The sequence below is a fragment of the Clostridiales bacterium genome (genome assembly GCA_015243575.1).
Lineage (GTDB): Bacteria > Bacillota > Clostridia > Peptostreptococcales > Anaerovoracaceae > Anoxybacterium > Anoxybacterium hadale.
Map to the genome: position 1 here is coordinate 3,091,580 of CP042469.1, position 19,062 is coordinate 3,110,641.

Here is a 19,062-nt window from a genome sequence, read left to right on the forward strand (position 1 = left end):
AACAACCCTTTTCTCTCTATATTTGATAAAATATCAAATCCTCGTTTATCATATCATCTATTATTTGGTCTTGTCAAGATAAAATAACGATTAAAATCAGAAACTCTCCGCAGAAGTTGCGGAGAGTTTCCTCTATTTAAAATTAGAATTTTCAGCCGGTGGAAGCTTACATCATGCCGGGCATTCCGCCGCCCATTGGAGGCATCATCGGTTCATCCTTCTTGATATCTACGATGCCTGCTTCTGTAGTAAGAAGCATTGCGGATGCGGATGCAGCATTCTGAAGCGCGGATCTTGTAACCTTTGCAGGGTCAACGATACCAGCCTTGATCATATCTTCATATACCTCTGTGGATGCGTTGAAGCCTACACCCTTGTCGCTGCTCTTCACTTTAGCTACAACAACGGAACCTTCAAATCCAGCATTTTCAGCAATCTGTCTTACGGGTTCTTCCAGCGCTCTAACGATGATGGTAGCACCTGTCTTTTCATCACCGGTAAGACCGGAAACGTAGTTTTCTACAGCAGGAATTGCGTTTGCAAGAGCAACGCCTCCTCCCGATACGATACCTTCTTCAACAGCAGCTCTTGTTGCGTTGAGAGCGTCTTCGATTCTCAGCTTTCTTTCTTTCAGTTCGGTTTCTGTAGCAGCACCAACCTGGATAACAGCTACGCCGCCGGACAGCTTCGCAAGTCTCTCCTGAAGCTTTTCCCGATCAAAATCAGAAGTGGTTTCTTCAATCTGAGCCTTGATCTGAGAAATTCTTGCCTGGATTTCTTTTGCATCTCCAGCTCCGTCTACGATGACGGTGTTCTCTTTATTTACCTTTACAGTGTTCGCAGTACCCAGCATGCTGAGGTTTGCTTCCTTCAGATCATATCCCAGCTCCTCGGAGATTACCTGACCGCCTGTCAGTGCTGCGATATCGGCAAGCATAGCCTTTCTTCTGTCGCCGAAGCCGGGTGCTTTTACTGCTACGCAGTCAAAGGTTCCTCTCAGCTTATTGACAACGAGCGTAGCCAGTGCTTCGCCTTCTACGTCTTCAGCAATGATAAGGAGCTTTCTGCCCTGCTGTACGATCTGCTCAAGGATCGGAAGCAGCTCCTGGATATTGGAGATTTTCTTGTCTGTGATCAGAATATAAGGATTGGAAATTACAGCTTCCATTTTTTCTGCGTCGTTGACCATGTAAGCGGACAGATATCCTCTGTCAAACTGCATTCCTTCTACGACTTCCAGCGTAGTACCCATGGACTTCGATTCTTCAACGGTGATAACGCCGTCTTTTCCGACCTTTTCCATAGCTTCGGCAATCAGTCCGCCAATTTCTTCATCGCCTGCGGATACGGATGCAACCTGAGCGATCTTTTCTTTGGTCTCTATCTTGTGAGCGATGCTCTTGATTTCTTCAACAGCTACCTCTACAGCACCTTTGATACCCTTCTTCAGGATCATAGGATTTGCTCCGGCTGCAACGTTTTTGAAACCTTCCCTGATGATGATCTGTGCAAGAAGTGTAGCGGTTGTAGTACCGTCTCCTGCAACATCATTGGTCTTTGTTGCAACTTCCTTAACAAGCTGAGCGCCCATGTTTTCAAAAGCATCTTCAAGCTCGAATTCCTTTGCGATGGTAACACCATCATTGGTGATCAGAGGTGATCCGAATTTCTTTTCAATCAGAACGTTTCTGCCTTTAGGTCCAAGGGTGATTTTTACTGTATTGGCAAGCTGATCTACCCCAGCCTGCAATTTTCTTCTGGCGTCTTCGCCATAGTTAATTTCCTTTGCCATAGTCTCTATCTTCCTTTCGTTTCATGTTGTTATCGATTCTCATCGATTTTGTTTCAATTCTCTTTTCCAATTTCTGTATGTCTGATTCTTACATTACTGTAAGTTGCATACAGTGCGGGTAACCCGCTGTTTTCTATCCTACGATAGCGAGAATGTCTCTCTGAGATAAGATGGTATAGTCATCACCTTCATATTTGATTTCTGTTCCGGCATATTTTGAAAAGATTACGGTATCACCGGGTTTTACTTCCATAGGAACGATCTTTCCATCTTCTACTGCTCCGGGACCTACTGCTATGATCTCTGCCATCTGTGGCTGCTCTTTTGCCTGACCTGGCAGTACGATGCCGCTCTTGGTCTTCTCCTCAGCCTCTAATCTTTTAATAACAACTCTGTCACCTAATGGTTTAATGTTCATTCTTTCAATCTCCTCTCCTTGTTATTTGTGCACAAATTTTTATTTTCTCATCTGATATTCAGCGGCTTCACCGCAATAAAATCAATGATCTAACGGTTCCTTCCCCTTTCGGATCTACGAACAAAGCCTTCGGAACAATTCTATCATATCATTGTTGTCTTGTTAGCACTCGATATAAGTGAGTGCTAACTCTAATTTAATACGATACCATCAAATTGTCAATAGGTTTTTGCTAAAAATTTCAATAATACCTCTAAAAAAGTTATGCCTCGCTCACAGCCCTCACCGCTAAAAAACCGGGGCAGCTACTTCAGTATGGTTTGGTAGAATTCAACGACATAGGGTTCCGCTGCAAGGAACAGCCATGGCAGAAAAATTGCCGGGATCATATTGGCAACTTTGATCTCCCTAATTTCAAGAAAATTAAAGCCCAGCGCCGCAATCAACAAGCTTCCCACAGCCGACATCTCCGTTATAATCTCAGTGGTAAGCAGATCCTTAATAAAACCTGCACCTAATGCGATCAGTCCTTCATAAAGAAATACCGGTACTGCTGAAAACACAACTCCGATTCCCATGGTTGATGCAAAAACGATGGAGATAACTCCGTCGAGAATTGACTTTGCAAAGAGCATTTCATGATTGCCCTGAAGACCGCTTTGAAGCGCTCCTACGATGGCCATAGAGCCGGTGCAAAACAGGATGCTGGCCGTTACAAAGCCCTTTGCGAAGTTACCCTCGCTGAAACCCAATTTTCGCTCTGCCCATATTCCCAGCCGATTCATCCCTTTGTCAATATTGATCCATTCTCCGAGGATGCTCCCTAAGACAAGGCTCATAATGAGCAGCATCACCCTTTGGTTATCCAACGCACCGGAGATTCCTATGTAAATAATAGAAAGGCCTATGGCCTTTTTGATGATCTCTGCAAACCGATCGGGGAGACCCTTGATCATATATTTTCCCGCCAAGGCACAGATTACAATGACAACTCCGTTTACCGCCGGTCCTAACATGCTTCTTCTCCTCCTGACAATCCTTCTGAATCTTTTTTACTCATTTCTCTGGCATAGTAAAAGAGATATTGTTGTGCGATTCCTCCAAGCTCACCGAAATGCTTCACTGCGTAGTCCTGCATTTTCCCAGTATTGTTTTCCTCGATCCCATACACCTGATGCATGACTCTTTTAATCCAGACATCCAGCGGAAAGCTGGCGTACTTTCTCAGGCCAAAGAGCATGATGCAGTTTGCGACCTTTGGTCCCACTCCGCTAAGGCTGATCAGATACTCATATGCCTCTTCGGGATCAGCCGATACCATGCGACCCAGCGCTGCACCTCCATCTGCTGCTACCATATTTGCAGTTTCAGCAATATACTTAGCGCGATAGCCCAGTTTGCAGGAATCCAGATCCTCGGGTGCAAGTCCCGCCAGATCTTCCGGCATGGGAAAGGCATAATAGTCCCGACCGCGATAATTTCCGATCATTCTGCCATGATGAGCACAAAGCCCCTCAACGCATTTTTTAATCCTGGGAATATTGTTGTTCTGAGATATAATAAAGGAAATCACTGTTTCCCATGGGTCTTGTTTCAGAATCCGCATTCCTCCGCCGAACTCAATTGCCTTCCTCATTTTAGGATCATGCTCGGAAAGAAAGCGTTTTACTGCTTCGTAATCACGGTTTAAATCCAGATAGTCCTCCCAGATCTCCAAATAGTCTTCCTTCGTAACGTTGTTTAGGATCAGCGCACCATCAGCAGCTTCTATGTTCACGATCTTGCCAAAGGCAACGCCGGTGTAGCTTCCATCGGTTTCTTTATTCCAACGAAAACATTGCCCGTTATCAAAGGTATGATCCGGATGAAAGCCGCAAACCCCATGAAGGATCATCCTGTTATTATCTTCTATAATTTTCATTTTTATTCCATCTTTCTTCTTTGCTTTGGTGCAGACAGCCTGCCAACTAACTGACTGCCCACCGCACAGAACCCTTATCTCAGTCCCTTAATCTCAATATCCACAGCTCTGATATGAAAAGCAGTCATGGTTTCCACCATCTTTACCACCGTTCTCTGCAGCTCCTTGGCCACATCAACAATACGAACACCAAACTTACAGATCAGATATATCGTTATCTTCAGACCTTCTGCATTATTTTCAATGGAAACCTTCGTTACCGAATCCACACCTGCCATTTTCTTTCCGATATAGTACACCACATCACCGATCACCTTGTCAGAGATGGCATAATCCCCCAAGTAGCTGTAGGTTGGACGCACAACAGTTCGCTCTGAAATGGAGGCTTTACCGCCTCTCCACCCCCTGATAATGCGAAGGGGATCGAGAAAATATCCAGAGAACTCCCGCTTCAGCTGAAAGGTCGGTACCGGTATAATATGCTTGCCCAGTTCCTGTCTCTGCGTCCTTGCAGTGGCGCGCTCTTCATCGGTGGTTATCTGCTCGATCCGCACAATCTTCTCTGGTACGGGCAGCTCCAGCCGCTCTGCGATGCGGTAGATCATTTTCTCTGACGTCCCGAGAATCAGCAGGGATGCGGGTGCGGTTTCCTTTAATTTCTGTGCCACAGCTTTCCTATGCTCTTCATCTGTAAACAGGGCTGTCTTAATTGCTGCGATTTTCGTGTTCTGTCGTTTCGCTGAAACACCTTCTAAAATGGCATTTCCGCAGATGAAAAGACCGTCATCTATGAAGCTCTCAATATTCATGGCCCTGCAAAGATTCATCGCTTGATAGCTTTTGCCAGTACCGCTCTTTCCCACCAAACCGTAAACGTTCATGCTGTACCTCTAATATTTTTTTGCTTGTCTTCATCAAATTATGAAAACCATATTGTTAATTTGAAAACGTTCTGATATAATGAATCTACTTGTTTAATTCATGTTAAGGAGGATATTATTATGGCATATGTAATTAAAGATACTTGCATCAGCTGCGGAGCATGTGAACCAGAATGCCCGACAGAAGCTATTTCTGCAGGAGATTCCATATATGTAATCGAAGCTGACAAATGTATCGATTGCGGCGCATGCGCTAACGCATGTCCTGTTGATGCTCCAGTAGAAGCTTAATTTAAGCCTTATTGAAGAGAATGAATAACCGTTTCGCGAGAAACGGTTATTTTTATTCTTATATAATTTCTCTTTTTTCTTTCTCTAGATTTTAGATACGGTTTCTTAATCCTGATCTTTCATCTGTGAGTTGCGGTTGATATAATAGGCCAAGGAATGAAGACTGTCACTCAAGTGCACGTTTTCAAGAGCAACCCCCTCCGGCAGTTGAAGATCGGTAGGAGCAAAGTTCCAAATTCCTCTGACTCCACCGGCACAAAGCTTGTCAACAACCTCCTGCGCACTGTCCTTATTGGTGCAGACAATACCAATATCAACGGAATTGTCCTGCATGAATTCCTCCAAACGCTCATAATCAAGAACTTCAATGTCATTGATCCTCAGGCCGATCAGCTTGGGATTCACATCAAACATTGCGGAAACCATAAAGCCTGATTTGTAATAATGGGTGTAGTTCGCAATTGCCTGACCAAGGTTTCCGGTACCGACAATGACCATCTTGTAGTCCTTATCAAGTCCCAGAATCGAACTGATTTCATTATAAAGGCTTTGTATATTGTATCCGTACCCCTGCTGGCCAAAGCCTCCGAAGTTATTCAGGTCCTGTCTGATCTGCGATGCAGTATAGCCAATCAAGTTGCTTAATTCATTAGATGATATTCTGTCCACATTTTTCTTCTGAAGATCTGATAGATATCTTCGGTATCTTGGCAGTCTTTTAATTACTGCACTGGAAATCTTTGCGTTATCTTTCATTGCTTTTTCCCACTTTACCTATAGATTTTTAAAATGATTATAATAATGAATTTACCGGCATTGATCACGGTAAATTCATGGCGCGATAGTTCTAATAGACACTAGGCGACGCTGCTATTTCATAAGACCTTTCAATATTTCTTACGACTACAGCGCTGCACGTCAATAGTTGCAACCATTATACCATTTAATTTCTTTTGGTACAATACAAAAAGTTACATTGCTTACTCCATGATTACTCAGCGAGAGAATCCCCTGATTTAAATGTCTATTTACGCATAACGAAAAACCCGCGATTGCGGGCTTCTCATTCATGTATTAGTTTATCTTTTCTTCTACGTACTTTACGATATCTCCGACATTCTGGAACTTTTCTGCTTCTTCGTCAGGAACTTCGATTTCAAACTCGTCCTCAATCGCCATGATAATTTCAACTGCGTCGAGAGAATCGGCTTCCAAGTCTTTCATAAGGCTTGTTTCAAGAGTTACTGCTGATTCATCTACTCCTAACTGCTCTACGATAATTTCTCTTATTTTTTCAAATGTCATGTTTTACCTCCATGTTTTAAGCAATATAACTGTTCTAGCTAGCGATTCAATCTAGCTATCGGCCGACAAGGCACAAACACGCTTGAAAACCGATATATCAATGCTCAAACCTATTATAAGTTACTATATTGAATACTGCAATAACTTTTTCTATTTTTTTTCATTCTACTCCTGCATTGAAATCCATGCCTCATAAGTCTCTGCCAAAAATTCCCGCAAACCGTTCAATTCACTTTGATAAGAGGCAATTTTTTCGTGATCAGAATAGATTTCTTCACTGCACATTTCATGCTGAATCCACTCGATTTTTCCTTCTGTCTCCGCGATGGTTTCTTCCAGACGCTTCTGTTCCTTTTCCAGCCTCCTGAGCCGGGTCTGTTCTTCTTTGTCTCTCCGGCGAGTCTCCATAGAGGACAGGCCGTTCCCGTCCTCCCCGCTGACTAAGCCTTGCGATACAGCAGAACTCTGTCCGCCGCTGCTGCCGCTTCTTGCCGGAGCTCCGCTTCGCAGCTCCACGCCGGTCTTCTGGCTAAGCTCGCCAAGATAGCTTTTCCCTGAGCTGATCGACTGTTTCTTTTCCATATAATAGTCATATCCGCCCAAGAAGTTTAAAGCGCCATCACTGCTTAATTCAAGGATACGGGTAGGCACCTTATTCAGAAAATATCGGTCATGGGACACCACGATAATGGTGCCGGGAAAATCAGAAAGGGAATCCTCAAACACCTCTTTTGATGCAATATCCAGATGGTTGGTCGGCTCATCCATTACAAGAACATTAGATCCTGACAGCATCAATTTCAGCAGCGCAAGGCGTGCCTTCTCGCCGCCGCTCAAAGAGGACACCTGCTGAAATACCGAATCGTTCTTAAATAGAAAGCGCCCCAGCAAACTGCGTACCTCCGTATCGCTGTAAAGGCGATACGCGGAATGCACCTCCTCTAATACTGTATTTCCTGATCCCAGAAGGTTCTGCTCCTGATCGTAATATCCAAAGGATACATTATGGCCAAGCTTAATATGACCCTGATCCGGATCTGTCTCTCCCATTATGATTTTTAAAAGTGTTGTCTTCCCAATACCGTTTGGCCCTACAAGGCATACTCGTTCCCCTCTCTTTATGTCTAGTTCAACATTCTGAAAGAGCTGGCGCTTCTCAACGCCCCGTCCGAAGCTCTTTGAAAGCTCTTTTACGGCTACTACATCGTTGCCGCTCTGATATGCCTGTTTAAACCGTATTTTCATTTTGCCGGGCTGCGTTGAAGGCCGCTCAACCCGTTCTATCTGGTCCAGCCTCTTTTCTCTGGACTGGGCACGCTTGGCCAGCTTTTCGGTTCCATGCTGCTTAAAGCGACGGATGATTTCTTCCTGTCTTTGGATTTCCTTTTGCTGATGCTCATATTTCCGGAGCTCATCTGCTTCCTTCATCCGCTTTTTCTCGGCATAAGCAGTATAATTTCCTTCATATGTAACGAGTTTATGGTTCTCAACTTCGAAAATTCGATTCACCGTCTGATCAAGAAAGTATCTGTCATGGGAGATCACCACAATGGTTCCGGCATAGGATCTCAGATACTGCTCAAGCCATTTCAGTGTACCGATGTCCAAATGGTTGGTGGGCTCATCTAGCAGCAGCAAATCCGGTTTTTTTAACAGAAGTGATGCCAGAGCGAGCCTGGTACGTTCTCCTCCGCTCAATGTGGAGATCTTCTTTTGGAAAAACTCCTCAGGAAAAGCCATACTGTTCAAAATGCCATTGATTTCGCTTTTGTAGCCATACCCATTTCTGCGTTTGAATTCTTCTGTCAAATCATCATACTGGTGCAGGAGCTTTGACACCTCTCTGCCCTGAGATGATTCTTCCGAGATCCGGTGGGATAGTAGCTCTAGTTCGTGCTCCATTGCAATAACTTCTTCGAAAATGCCGAGCATTTCCCCATAAACTGTCTTTTCAGATTCAAAGTTATCACTCTGTCGTAAATAACCGATTTTGGTATTGGCAGACACAAAAAAATCCCCTGAATCCAAAGCAAGGCGACCGGAAAGGATGTTCAGCAGGGTAGTTTTTCCCGCTCCGTTGAGCCCTACAATACCAATTCTGTCACCTTCGTTGATATGAAAGGAAACATTGGTCAAAATAGGTGCGATGCCGTATGTTTTTGTAATATTGTTTGCCGATAATATGATCATGATATATCCTTATTGTTACAGTGCCAGATTGGGGTAGGCATCGAGGTAAAAGTCATCCTCGATACCGGCCTGATATTTATAGTATGCAGCGCAAGCGATCATCGCTGCATTGTCGGTACACAGAATGGGCGAGGGATGATATAGTCCAAGGCCTTTTTTATCGCAAGCCTCTTTCAGCATGCCGCGCAGCAGACTGTTTGCTGCAACACCTCCGGCCATGACGATCCTGTCCTTTTTCAGATTCACTGCAGCCATGATCGTCTTATTCACAATGACCTCCATGACAGCCAGCTGAAAACTGGCAGCGATGTCCTCCACACTGACAAGCTCTCCCTTCAGCTTTTGGGTGTTCAGGTAATTCAAAACCCCCGTCTTAATCCCGCTGAAGCTGAAATCAAGGCTGTCCTTCTCAAGATAGACGCGTTTGAATTCGACAGCATGAGGATTTCCCTTTTTTGCAGCCTCATCGATGAGAGGTCCTCCGGGATAACCAAGGCCGAGAACTCTCGCAACCTTGTCGAAGGCTTCTCCTGCAGCATCGTCCCTGGTACGGCCGAGTACGCGGTACTGGTTGTACCCTTCAACATCAACAATGTTGGTATGCCCACCGGAAACTACAAGGGCCAAGAAAGGTGGTTTCAGATCTTTATGCTCCAAATAATTGGCGCTGATGTGTCCCTGAATATGGTGAACCCCCACAAGAGGCTTCTTTCGTGCATACGCCATCGCTTTCGCGGTGGCAAGTCCGATGAGCAGTGCACCCACAAGGCCGGGGCCATGGGTAACGCCGATGAGATCCACCTCATCAAGCGTAACATCCGCTTCCTTTAAGGCACTGTCAATGACTGTATTAATGTTGTCCAAATGGTGGCGCGAGGCAATTTCAGGTACGACGCCGCCAAATACCTGATGTACTTTGATCTGGGATGCAATGACATTGGAGAGGGCATTTCTGCCCTCTGCCACTACTGATGCCGAGGTCTCATCACAGCTCGACTCAATTCCCAATGTTATGAACTGATTGTCCTTCATTTCTTACTCTTTCTATTCCATATTGGTAAACCTGCTTTGTAAGCCTGCAAGACACTTGTCATCCGCAGTCAGATGACTGCAGTTCTCGCAGGATTGATAGTCTATCATATTAAAGGAGGTAACGTCGTTTCTCCTGGAAAAACGGTTGCAGTGTGTAGCAGCCGTCAGCATTTCATCATTAACGTCATGATAATTTTCATAGTAATTATTTCTGACTTTCATCGTATTTCTCCTTTCAAGATCCCCTAAGGTTTGTTATTAGTATCTCTATCAAGGAAAAATTTATGAGGGAATTTATCGTTTTGGCGGAATGTTATTCTACCATTCGCCACATTATTATAGCATCTTCTCCATTATCCTCATAATAATTTTTTCGTGTTCCTGCAGGCTCAAATCCAAACTTTCTGTATAATGAAATTGCCGGTTCGTTGGATGCACGAACTTCAAGGGTGTGGCTTTTAATACCGTTCGCGATGGTATGTTCCAGCAAGACAGAAACCAGTGCTTCTCCGATATGCCGCCTTCGCCAGTCCGGATGAACCGCTACATTGGTAATATGGCCTTCATCCACGATGCACCAGAGCCCCGCATAACCAGCGAGGATTCCATCAACTTCCGCAACGATATAAAAGGCCAAATGATTTTCCCGGATCTCCTTTTCAAAGGATGTTTCACTCCAAGGTGCAGAAAAGCAGAGGACGTCCATCAGTGCCATAGGCTTTATATCTTTTTCTTCTGCTTGCCTTATGATTAGATTCATTCCTATTTTCCTTCCAGCTTTCTCTCCGCTTCAGCCTTTCTCATATAGACTGGTTTTAGGTCATAAAGGCTTTTTTGATTTCCGCTCCTGCAGAGTTCCAGAGCCAGCCTTGCAATGGAGGAAGCATTTTGGAGTCTGAGGTCATCTGATGCAAATTGAACTCGTATATTGTTATTTGACGATGCCCGCTGCCATGCCTCGATCTGTTCTCTATATGGTATGATTCCATCCCCGAAAAAGGTGACTTCTCCAGATCTGTCTTCTGCGGATTCAGAAACACCTTGGGCCGAAATAGTTTGAGCGGGAAGTGTTTGACCCTCACGGTCTGATTGAAAAGTTTGCGCAAGCAGCTCAAGAAGATCATTCAGATCATATGCATCGCCCGCCACAACTTCGCTGATTTTGGAGTCTGACCACCGATACGCTCCTCCATAGACTTGGTTTCTTCTGGCGTCAAAAATCGGACAAACCACACCTTTATATTCCGGTACGTGATAAAGGAAGGATTTCAGTGTGGGAACACCGATAGTTTTAAGCCCCAGTGCCTGAGCCAGCGCCCTTGCGGAAGATACACCGATACGAATTCCTGTGAAGGACCCCGGCCCTTCCGAAACCGCAATATAATTCAGATCGTTTATTTCTAATCCGCGCTTCGACAAAATTTGATCTACCATAGGCATCAAATGTTGCAGATGGTTCATTTTTTGATCCGAAGATTCCATGGATACCTGTCCAGCTTCGTCAATCAAGGCTACGGAGGCCAGTGCGCCAGTGGTTTCTATTGCAAGTATATTCATCTCTTGTTACCCTTCTTTGATAAAGTACAACACCTTTGAATGAATCAACGTTTCTTTTCAATGGAATAGATCCGTTCTTCCTCATGGCTTCCATATTCGATCCGAATGACAATACTGTCTTTGGGAATGAGATCCATGATCAAATCAGCCCACTCAACGATACATACTCCCTCTCCAAAAAAATACTCCTCATAACCCAGTTCATACATTTCTTCTATATCACAGATCCGATACACATCAAAATGATAGAGCGGTAAACGGCCTTTGTGGTATTCCTGAACAATGGTAAAGGTGGGACTTGTAATCATCTCTTGAATGCCAAGCCCTTTGGCAATGGATTTTGTCAAGGTAGTTTTTCCCGTTCCAAGGTCTCCAATCAGCGCTATGACAGCCCCCGGCTTTAGCTTTTCAGCCAGCGCCCTTCCATATTCTTGAGTATCATCTTCATTTTTTATGATTATTTTTTCCATCTATTTAATAATCCTTTGATATTTAATTTGATCCATTCCATTCTTATCTTACCACAAAAAGGACATATTAAAAATACTTTAATATGCCCCCGTTTTGGTGTGAATCAGTTCTTCTTCAAATGTCCACGCAGTGACGCATCAACGCTGCTCCTGCATTAACGGTGCAGGAATTTTGATATCCTTTTATAAAGAAGGAAAGTGATCACCGAATTAATTCCCGCTTTGATGAAATTAAATGCCAGAATAAAGGGCATTAATGGCTTCACAGCATCGACAGGAATACCCATAAAGATCGGTGTCACAACTAGGTTTGCACCGAACATTACAACAACCATTGTCAGCGTTCCAAAGAACAGACCTGTCACCGCTGATTTTCTGGATTTTCCTCTTTTATAAATACTTCCTGCAACCAGGACAAAGGAACCGGTCGCCAGGATATGCATGATAATTCCGTAGACACCACTTTGTGCGCTGACAGTAAAGCCTTGTATGACGGAAGCAACTACCGTGAGACCAAAACCAGCCAAAGGACCGAAGGCAAAGGCTCCCATAAAGATCGCAATATCAGCCGGATCATATTCAAGGAATGCCACTGGCGGGAATATGGGAAAATGTACAAAATATACAAGTACGATAGAGATTGCTGCGAGCATCCCAAGTTTTGCAAGCTTTACAACCTGCTGCTGAGAGCCGTGCCCTTCAGCGGAATAGTTGAGTTCAGTGTTTTTCTTCATTTCAAATTCCTCCTTTTATATATGGGAGTTTCCCATATATCCTCTTAAAGCGATTCGGAATCTGTCAGGTAACATAAAAAGCCTTGAAATTACTTTCAAGGCTTAAGGCACATCATAGGAAACAATTCCAATCAGTGTTTCTTTCATCCGGACTATACCGTCGGTATCGGAATCTAACCGATTCTGCCTGTTGGCTCGCGGACTTGTAGCATATCGCTCTTTACCGCCGGTGAGGAATTACGCCTCGCCCTGAAACAGATCTTACTGTACTATTATATTCCCACTTTATTTTGTTGTCAAACAGAAAAACAATCCAGCTTTTTAACGATTTTTTTCAATCAGGGCATCCCCCTGCTCTTCTCATGTTCCGCAGCCTTATCCTTTCCCATGAGATGGCGGATATCCCGTGTCACAATCATATGGATATCAGCACCAAGAAGAAATAATGCGGCACCCATTGCGATAATCGTAATGATATTGACTTCAAGGGAAACGTTACGCATCAGATACAAGACTGCAAATACAAGCACGGCTACTAGTCCCAAAAAGTCTACAAAAATACGAAGCCCGCAAAAAACATATGCCACTCTTCTCTGCATGGTTTTCATGATCGTTTCTCAACTTCCGTTTCATCCCTTTTTTCTTTGATAAAACGAATATCCTTGATCACAAAATGTAAATCAAATGCAATATACCCAAGGCACAGTAACAATCCAAAAATAATCCATCCCCAAACCGGCTTTGCGCCCTCCAGTTTCATCACATTGATAAAGATCAACACAGCGATACTTGCAATCACAACGTCCTGAACGATCCTTATGATACAGACACCAAGGCTAAATCGCCGGTTTGAGTGTTTCACTACTTCGCCTCCGCTCTTTTCTGGCCGTCAGCCAATCGAAAAATTGCATCTGCAAATATTTTAGCACATTTTACAAGATTTGTAATGGTAATATATTCATTTTTTTGATGGGCAAGCTCTGGTTCTCCCGGAAAGTCCGCCCCGAAAGCCACAGTATTTTTAACAGCTCTGGCATAGGTACCGCCTCCGATGACCAGAGGCTCGCAGTTTACATCTCCGGTATGCTCTTTATAGACATCCATCAGAGTACAAATCATCGGGTCGTCCTTGGGCAGGTAGATCGGCGGCTGATGGCCTTTCTTGACAATCCCCATATTGTACTTGTTAATTACAGGAAGAAGCGCTCCATAGACCTGCTCTTCATTCATGGTGACCGGATATCTGATATTGATGGTCAGGCTGGCGGATTCATCGTCGATTTTCACCATGCCCACATTTAGTATCAGCTTGCCCGAAGGTTCATCCTCAAGACCGCAGCCAAGTGAGTCACCACATAGTTCAAAACCGATGTGTTCATTATAAAATTGAATAAAATCACCCAGTTCTTCATTGTCAAAGGACAGCTCTCCAAAGAATTTCATTAAAACTGAAACCGCATTCAAGCCTTTTTCCGGCCTTGCGCCGTGGGAGGATACACCAAGTGTGGTGATTTCCAGATTTTTTCCAATTCCTTTGGCATTAATCTGGTAGCCTGTTGTCTTTTTAAATTCTGAAACCTTCTCCCGGATCGCATCATAGGAATCAAACTTTATTACTGACCTGGCATGATCCGCCACCATATTGGCAGCATTTCCACCGGTCATGCTCCTTAATTTGATTCCCTTGGCATTGGCTGGAGTTTTACTGAGCTTTTTCACAATATCAAAGATCAAAATCCCCTTCTCACCGTGGATTGCAGGGAATTCGCCATCTGGAGTAAACCCAAAATCGGGATGCTTCACCCTCTTCAGATAATAGTCCATACCTTTCCAACCGGTTTCTTCATCCAGTCCAAGAATCAGCCTCACTTTTTTTTCAGGAACAATCCCCGCGTCCTTTAGTGCTTTCATCGCATAAAATGCGGCGACGGTCGGTCCCTTATCATCAATGGCTCCTCGTCCATAGATGCGATCCTCTGAGATTTCGCCGCCATAAGGATCGAAGTCCCAGTCCTTTCCTTCCGGCACCACATCGAGATGACCCAGGATTCCCATGATTTCCTCACTGGTTCCGGCAATTTCCCCTTTCTCATCAAGAAGGAAGCCTCCAAATTCGATATGTCCGCCGTAATGATCAATGTTTTCCGTATCAAACCCTTCCGCCTTGGCCTTTTTCAGCATATATTCAAAGGCTTCCTCAACACCCTTTCCAAAGGGAGCATCTGCAGCAGGTTCTCCCGCAACGCTCTTGATGGCCAATAACTCCTGCAGGGTCTTAATCATTTCATCCTTATAATCATCAATTAAATCCAGGTATTTCTTTTCCAAGTATTCCACCTCCAATCGTTGTCTCTTTCAGAATACCCCCGTCAGTACTCTACAGCACTTTAACGCTCTTACTATTGTTCTCACGGAGCTGACCGGATATACTCTTCCCCAAGAAGTGTCTTGATATCCGTTAGCGCCTGCTGCGCTCGAGACAGATGGCCTGATTCTGCCAGAGTCTGGTTTGTGCTCATTGTGCTGTCCAGTGGAATCACCGCATAGACATCTTTTCCATTCTTCTTATATTTATCTACCCAAGTGGGTACCGCCTTCATATCGATGGTGAGGATCTGTTTTGTGCTTTTCATATACTGCAGATCAACTTCTGCAATCATACCCTGCTCCGTGTACCGGTTATCCAGGGTTTCAAGCCTCTGGTTTGAGATGAGGTTGCCCATAGAATAGTACACGGGGACTTTTTTTCCCGATGCATCGGTCAGAAGCTCCATGCCCTGCAGTACATGGGGATGAGAAGCAAAGATGATATCCGCACCAAACCCTGCTGTCTGTCTGGCAATATTCTGCTGATAATCATTGGGAGATCTTTGGTATTCTTCACCCCAATGGTAATAGCAGATTACAAGTTCTGCACCGTCTGCTCTGGCATCCTGAATGCTCTGCTTGACCTTGAGTAGATCTTGATCCAGATTCCAATAGCTGAAGGTATTCAGAAGCGGCCATGCCTCTGCTGCGATATGACTTCCGTTAATTGTGGGAACACCTCCCACCTTCGGTGTTTCATAAGAATATGCTACAACACCTATTTTTACGCCTTTCACCTCAACGATGGTATAGTTCTTTTCACCGTCCAGTCTGGTGCCTGCTGTGTTAAGTCCGGCTTTTCTGGTCATTTCCAAGGTACGCTTCATCCCCGCAAGCCCTTTATCCATAATATGATTATTTGAGGTCAGCGCCACGTCAAAGCCAGCGTTCTTCATTGCGGAGGCAAGACTTTCCGGTGCGTTGAACGCTGGATAGCCAGTATAGGTACCACCGGCAAAGGTTGTTTCCAAATTGAACAAGGCCAGATCTGCCTGATTAATATATGGGATTAGATATTGAAAGTTATTATCGAAATTATATGTTCCTGTACTGCTGTCATATTGAGCAGTCAGCTGGGATTTATGAGCCATCACATCTCCTACAGCCGAGATTCTGAGGCTGATCGCTTCCTCAGGCTCATCTGCAGGAGCAGGTTCAGCGGGGGAAGAAGGCAGTGGTATCTGACCTCCATCTTGCCCATGTAAAAGAGGTGGGAGTATAAAATATAATCCCACCGCAATAATTGATGCTGCCGCTATTATGATGATCTTCTTCCAATGGTTAAAAATTGTATCTTTCATTTGAACAATAGCCAGCTCGTCCATACTAGACGGATTCGACGCCGGCGATCTCCGGATACTGCTCCTTTAAAATTCTTTCAATTCCGTTCTTTAAAGTCATCTGTGCTCCGGGGCAACCATGGCAGGCACCCTGCAGTCTTACTTTTACAATTTTGTCTGCAGTATATTCTACAAACTCTACGTCACCGCCATCCCTTTGCAGAAATGGTCTGATCGTTTCCAGCGCGTCTTTAATATTCTGTTCCATAATAATCCTCCTTAACATTTTGCCCTGCGCTTTCGCGCTATCTGGCAGATTTTATACTAGAAAAATCACAAATTTTGGATTTGCAGATTTTCATCGTCACTGCCATGTAGGCTCTACTGTATATAAATGAACAAATGCACCATTTGTAATGGTCTTAATTACGACAGATTTGATGGGGTCCCCATTTTCATCAAAGGTTATATTGCCTGATGCACCGGGGTAATTTCGTGTCAAAGCAAGCTGAGTTCTGATGGCTTCTCCATTCACAGAGGTTCCAGCAGTGCCGATGGCATTGATAGCCAGTAAATATGCATCAAATCCGAGAGCCACTTCACTTGGCGGCTCTTTGTCCTGCCCATATTTTTCTCGATAGGCTTTTAAGAACACTTCTGTATTGGCGGTGATACCGACCTCCGCATCGAAATATGCCGAAAAAATTGCACCCTCCACAGCAGATCCACCACTTTTTAGAAAGTCCTCATTTCCCCAACTATCCGTCCCCAAAAAGGTAAGCTGAATGCCTGCTTCCTTTGCCTGACGCATAATTTCAAGCGCATCGGCTGTCCGGCTTGCAAGCAAGGCAACTGTTGCCCCGGAGTCTTTGATTTCCTTGAGCTGCTGCTTAAAATCTTTCTTCTCAGCGTGGTATTCCACCACCTTGGCCACTGCATATTCATTCCCCGTCAGCTGTACCAGCTTGTCACTAAAGGTCTGTGAAACTGCGGCGGCATAGTCGTCGTCAGCATCCTTCAGGATTGCCGCACTTGTTATCCCCAGCTGTTCCACGGTATACTTTGCCAGCGCAACCCCCTGAAAGGATTCCACGAAGCAGGTTCTGAAATAATAATCGTTGCTGCTGGTCACAAGAGGATTTGTAGCAGTGATTGCAATTGCAGGAATTTTAGCCTCAGCAAATAAATCTGCCCCTACCAAGGAAAGGGTGTTTCCATAACTTCCCAGAACCACCGAAACCTTCTGATCTACGAGCTGCCGCGCGGCAGTGGCTGCAACGTCCACATCGGACTTATTGTCAGCATAGACCAGTTCGACCTTCTTGCCGAGGACTTCGGGGAAGAGTTCATGGGCCAATTCGATTCCCTGAAGTTCCAGTTTACCGTATTCTTTGTCCTTCCCCGACAGTGGCTCGAACACACCAATTCTGGCGACAGCGGTGTTGTCCGCTTCCGTTTCAATAAATGTACTTTTAAAATTACTATAGGTTGCACAGCCTGTTAGCATTGCAGCGCACAGCACGATCAACAGAGCGGTAAATGCCGCAGTCCGTCTTTGTCTCTTTATCATGATTCTCTCCAAAAATCGCTCAATATGGTTCCACGAATGATTTGTAAACGAACTGTCCTCCCTGAATGGTTTTGATCACGGCGGGCTTAACAGCATCTCCGTTTTCATCCAGTGTAACGAATCCTGTTGCTCCCTCGAAATCCTGTGTCGAGGCAAGAGTATCTCTCAGAGCCGGTCCATCCGCAGTTCCGGCCTTCTCAATTGCTTCAAGAGCCAGCAGGTAAGCGTCAAAGCCCAATGCAGTTACGCCAACAGGCAACTCGTCTTTTCCATACTCAGCAGCAAATGCATTTTTGAATTCTGCTGCTTTATCCGTCAATGAAGCCGCGGGATCATAAAAGCCGGAAAACACGGCGCCTTCTGCTGCTTTACCGGCGAGCCGGAGTACCTCAGAATTTTCCCAAGTGTCACACCCCAGAAAAGGAAGGGTAATCCCAAGCTGTCTGGCCTGCTTCATGATCAGGGCGGATTCTGTGAGGCTGCCCGGAAAGAAGATGGCCTCAGCATCAGAGTCCTTAATCGCGGTAAGCTGGACCGTGAAGTCATTATCACCTGTGTTGTAGCCGCCTGCGTTTAGGACGCTGTTTTCATCCCCGGTCAGCAGCTTGAAATTTTCCGTAAATAGTTTCACAAGCGATACGGAATAGATGCTGGATTCTTCCTGAATAACAGCAATTTTCCTGTAACCGCCTTCCTTAAATGCGTAGTTTGCCATTACTTTGCCCTGGAACGCATCGGTGAAGCATACCCTGAAGTAATAATCGTTTCCAAACGTAACGAGCGGATTTGTACAGGATGTTCCAATTGCAGGTACCTGTGCGTCTTTAAAAACAGGCCCTGCCGCGATAGAATTAGAGCTTCCCCAGCTGCCCAGTACGACCTTTGCACCAAAATCATACACCAGTTTTTTTGCCGCATTCACAGATTCGATCTTATCCGATTTATTGTCAACATATCTGAGCTCTACAGGCATTTCTTTTCCGTCAATGGTCACGGTGGGATACAGCTTGTGAGCAAGATCAATGCCCTGCTTTTCCAGTTTTCCGTCAGCTGCATTCCTGCCGGTCAAGGGCTCAAATACACCGACTATGATCGTCTCACGCAATGGTTTTTCGGCATTGGCAGTTTCGTTATCGGCATTGTCGCTGCAGCCTGCCATGAATGCAGACAGCATGAGCGTGGCTACCATCAAAAAGGCGACCTTTTTCATTGCTTTTTCTCCTTTACCCCATTTGAAAAGTATAACACACTTGA

Annotated in this window: 22 protein-coding genes and 1 riboswitch; of the genes, 1 reads left to right on the forward strand and 21 read right to left on the reverse strand. The window is 44.8% G+C overall.

Annotated elements, in window-relative coordinates:
- Nucleotides 1–166: 166 nt before the first annotated feature.
- The 5 genes from groL to FRZ06_13815 form a co-directional block, all read right to left on the reverse strand.
- Nucleotides 167–1,792, reverse strand: coding sequence for a chaperonin GroEL (gene groL / locus FRZ06_13795; GenBank protein ID QOX64339.1), 1,626 nt, complete (start codon nt 1,790–1,792; stop codon nt 167–169).
- Nucleotides 1,793–1,925: 133 nt separating this feature from the next.
- Complete coding sequence (locus tag FRZ06_13800; GenBank protein ID QOX64340.1) at nt 1,926–2,210, reverse strand: co-chaperone GroES; 285 nt, start codon at nt 2,208–2,210, stop codon at nt 1,926–1,928.
- Nucleotides 2,211–2,515: 305 nt separating this feature from the next.
- Entirely contained in the window at nt 2,516–3,226 is a 711-nt protein-coding gene (locus tag FRZ06_13805; protein QOX64341.1) for a DUF554 domain-containing protein, read from the reverse strand.
- Nucleotides 3,220–4,131 (reverse strand): 8-oxoguanine DNA glycosylase, encoded by a 912-nt coding sequence (locus FRZ06_13810; GenBank protein ID QOX64342.1) that lies wholly within the window; start codon nt 4,129–4,131, stop codon nt 3,220–3,222. Before FRZ06_13810 ends, FRZ06_13805 begins: the two co-directional genes overlap by 7 nt.
- Before the next feature lie 74 nt (nt 4,132–4,205).
- A complete protein-coding gene (locus FRZ06_13815; GenBank protein ID QOX64343.1) occupies nt 4,206–5,012 on the reverse strand; it encodes an Asp23/Gls24 family envelope stress response protein in 807 nt (268 codons plus the stop codon).
- A 120-nt stretch (nt 5,013–5,132) separates the two neighbouring features.
- Between FRZ06_13815 and FRZ06_13820 the strand changes: the two genes are divergently transcribed.
- Nucleotides 5,133–5,303, forward strand: a complete 171-nt coding sequence (locus FRZ06_13820; GenBank protein ID QOX64344.1) for a 4Fe-4S dicluster domain-containing protein — start codon at nt 5,133–5,135, stop codon at nt 5,301–5,303.
- 105 nt (nt 5,304–5,408) lie between these two features.
- Here the strand turns inward: FRZ06_13820 and FRZ06_13825 are convergent, their stop codons facing one another.
- From FRZ06_13825 to FRZ06_13900, 16 genes are all read right to left on the reverse strand, one after another.
- Entirely contained in the window at nt 5,409–6,059 is a 651-nt protein-coding gene (locus FRZ06_13825; GenBank protein QOX64345.1) for a redox-sensing transcriptional repressor Rex, read from the reverse strand.
- Between the two features lie 318 nt (nt 6,060–6,377).
- Nucleotides 6,378–6,608, reverse strand: coding sequence for an acyl carrier protein (acpP, locus tag FRZ06_13830; GenBank protein QOX64346.1), 231 nt, complete (start codon nt 6,606–6,608; stop codon nt 6,378–6,380).
- 165 nt (nt 6,609–6,773) lie between these two features.
- On the reverse strand, nt 6,774–8,798 hold the full coding sequence (locus FRZ06_13835) for an ABC-F family ATP-binding cassette domain-containing protein (GenBank protein ID QOX64347.1): 2,025 nt from the start codon (nt 8,796–8,798) through the stop codon (nt 6,774–6,776).
- A 15-nt stretch (nt 8,799–8,813) separates the two neighbouring features.
- Nucleotides 8,814–9,830 (reverse strand): tRNA (adenosine(37)-N6)-threonylcarbamoyltransferase complex transferase subunit TsaD, encoded by a 1,017-nt coding sequence (gene tsaD, locus FRZ06_13840; GenBank protein ID QOX64348.1) that lies wholly within the window; start codon nt 9,828–9,830, stop codon nt 8,814–8,816.
- 12 nt (nt 9,831–9,842) lie between these two features.
- Complete coding sequence (locus tag FRZ06_13845) at nt 9,843–10,052, reverse strand: hypothetical protein (protein ID QOX64349.1); 210 nt, start codon at nt 10,050–10,052, stop codon at nt 9,843–9,845.
- A gap of 91 nt (nt 10,053–10,143) precedes the next feature.
- Nucleotides 10,144–10,590, reverse strand: a complete 447-nt coding sequence (gene rimI, locus FRZ06_13850) for a ribosomal-protein-alanine N-acetyltransferase (GenBank protein QOX64350.1) — start codon at nt 10,588–10,590, stop codon at nt 10,144–10,146.
- 2 nt (nt 10,591–10,592) lie between these two features.
- Nucleotides 10,593–11,387, reverse strand: coding sequence for a tRNA (adenosine(37)-N6)-threonylcarbamoyltransferase complex dimerization subunit type 1 TsaB (tsaB, locus tag FRZ06_13855; protein ID QOX64351.1), 795 nt, complete (start codon nt 11,385–11,387; stop codon nt 10,593–10,595).
- Nucleotides 11,388–11,431: 44 nt separating this feature from the next.
- Nucleotides 11,432–11,857 (reverse strand): tRNA (adenosine(37)-N6)-threonylcarbamoyltransferase complex ATPase subunit type 1 TsaE, encoded by a 426-nt coding sequence (gene tsaE / locus FRZ06_13860; protein QOX64352.1) that lies wholly within the window; start codon nt 11,855–11,857, stop codon nt 11,432–11,434.
- Nucleotides 11,858–12,012: 155 nt separating this feature from the next.
- Complete coding sequence (locus FRZ06_13865) at nt 12,013–12,591, reverse strand: ECF transporter S component (protein QOX64353.1); 579 nt, start codon at nt 12,589–12,591, stop codon at nt 12,013–12,015.
- 131 nt (nt 12,592–12,722) lie between these two features.
- Nucleotides 12,723–12,852, reverse strand: a riboswitch (FMN riboswitch).
- A gap of 77 nt (nt 12,853–12,929) precedes the next feature.
- Nucleotides 12,930–13,199 (reverse strand): hypothetical protein, encoded by a 270-nt coding sequence (locus FRZ06_13870; protein ID QOX64354.1) that lies wholly within the window; start codon nt 13,197–13,199, stop codon nt 12,930–12,932.
- Entirely contained in the window at nt 13,196–13,453 is a 258-nt protein-coding gene (locus FRZ06_13875; GenBank protein QOX64355.1) for a hypothetical protein, read from the reverse strand. The genes FRZ06_13870 and FRZ06_13875 overlap by 4 nt, the downstream gene beginning before the upstream one ends.
- Nucleotides 13,453–14,919, reverse strand: coding sequence for a dipeptidase PepV (pepV, locus tag FRZ06_13880; protein QOX64356.1), 1,467 nt, complete (start codon nt 14,917–14,919; stop codon nt 13,453–13,455). The genes FRZ06_13875 and pepV overlap by 1 nt, the downstream gene beginning before the upstream one ends.
- A gap of 80 nt (nt 14,920–14,999) precedes the next feature.
- A complete protein-coding gene (locus FRZ06_13885) occupies nt 15,000–16,283 on the reverse strand; it encodes a CapA family protein (protein ID QOX64357.1) in 1,284 nt (427 codons plus the stop codon).
- Between the two features lies 1 nt (nt 16,284).
- On the reverse strand, nt 16,285–16,506 hold the full coding sequence (locus tag FRZ06_13890; protein ID QOX64358.1) for a NifU family protein: 222 nt from the start codon (nt 16,504–16,506) through the stop codon (nt 16,285–16,287).
- Between the two features lie 96 nt (nt 16,507–16,602).
- A complete protein-coding gene (locus FRZ06_13895) occupies nt 16,603–17,808 on the reverse strand; it encodes an ABC transporter substrate-binding protein (GenBank protein ID QOX64359.1) in 1,206 nt (401 codons plus the stop codon).
- Between the two features lie 19 nt (nt 17,809–17,827).
- On the reverse strand, nt 17,828–19,018 hold the full coding sequence (locus FRZ06_13900) for an ABC transporter substrate-binding protein (GenBank protein ID QOX64360.1): 1,191 nt from the start codon (nt 19,016–19,018) through the stop codon (nt 17,828–17,830).
- Between the last annotated feature and the right edge of the window lie 44 nt (nt 19,019–19,062).

What these genes read in the sequence shown, in the direction of transcription:
- groL (QOX64339.1), bottom strand. Translation starts at nt 1,792, where the DNA reads ATGGCAAAGGAAATTAACTATGGCGAAGACGCCAGAAGAAAATTGCAG.
- FRZ06_13800 (QOX64340.1), bottom strand. Translation starts at nt 2,210, where the DNA reads ATGAACATTAAACCATTAGGTGACAGAGTTGTTATTAAAAGATTAGAG.
- FRZ06_13805 (QOX64341.1), bottom strand. Translation starts at nt 3,226, where the DNA reads ATGTTAGGACCGGCGGTAAACGGAGTTGTCATTGTAATCTGTGCCTTG.
- FRZ06_13810 (QOX64342.1), bottom strand. Translation starts at nt 4,131, where the DNA reads ATGAAAATTATAGAAGATAATAACAGGATGATCCTTCATGGGGTTTGC.
- FRZ06_13815 (QOX64343.1), bottom strand. Translation starts at nt 5,012, where the DNA reads ATGAACGTTTACGGTTTGGTGGGAAAGAGCGGTACTGGCAAAAGCTAT.
- FRZ06_13820 (QOX64344.1), top strand. Translation starts at nt 5,133, where the DNA reads ATGGCATATGTAATTAAAGATACTTGCATCAGCTGCGGAGCATGTGAA.
- FRZ06_13825 (QOX64345.1), bottom strand. Translation starts at nt 6,059, where the DNA reads ATGAAAGATAACGCAAAGATTTCCAGTGCAGTAATTAAAAGACTGCCA.
- acpP (QOX64346.1), bottom strand. Translation starts at nt 6,608, where the DNA reads ATGACATTTGAAAAAATAAGAGAAATTATCGTAGAGCAGTTAGGAGTA.
- FRZ06_13835 (QOX64347.1), bottom strand. Translation starts at nt 8,798, where the DNA reads ATGATCATATTATCGGCAAACAATATTACAAAAACATACGGCATCGCA.
- tsaD (QOX64348.1), bottom strand. Translation starts at nt 9,830, where the DNA reads ATGAAGGACAATCAGTTCATAACATTGGGAATTGAGTCGAGCTGTGAT.
- FRZ06_13845 (QOX64349.1), bottom strand. Translation starts at nt 10,052, where the DNA reads ATGAAAGTCAGAAATAATTACTATGAAAATTATCATGACGTTAATGAT.
- rimI (QOX64350.1), bottom strand. Translation starts at nt 10,590, where the DNA reads ATGAATCTAATCATAAGGCAAGCAGAAGAAAAAGATATAAAGCCTATG.
- tsaB (QOX64351.1), bottom strand. Translation starts at nt 11,387, where the DNA reads ATGAATATACTTGCAATAGAAACCACTGGCGCACTGGCCTCCGTAGCC.
- tsaE (QOX64352.1), bottom strand. Translation starts at nt 11,857, where the DNA reads ATGGAAAAAATAATCATAAAAAATGAAGATGATACTCAAGAATATGGA.
- FRZ06_13865 (QOX64353.1), bottom strand. Translation starts at nt 12,591, where the DNA reads ATGAAGAAAAACACTGAACTCAACTATTCCGCTGAAGGGCACGGCTCT.
- FRZ06_13870 (QOX64354.1), bottom strand. Translation starts at nt 13,199, where the DNA reads ATGAAAACCATGCAGAGAAGAGTGGCATATGTTTTTTGCGGGCTTCGT.
- FRZ06_13885 (QOX64357.1), bottom strand. Translation starts at nt 16,283, where the DNA reads ATGGACGAGCTGGCTATTGTTCAAATGAAAGATACAATTTTTAACCAT.
- FRZ06_13890 (QOX64358.1), bottom strand. Translation starts at nt 16,506, where the DNA reads ATGGAACAGAATATTAAAGACGCGCTGGAAACGATCAGACCATTTCTG.
- FRZ06_13895 (QOX64359.1), bottom strand. Translation starts at nt 17,808, where the DNA reads ATGATAAAGAGACAAAGACGGACTGCGGCATTTACCGCTCTGTTGATC.
- FRZ06_13900 (QOX64360.1), bottom strand. Translation starts at nt 19,018, where the DNA reads ATGAAAAAGGTCGCCTTTTTGATGGTAGCCACGCTCATGCTGTCTGCA.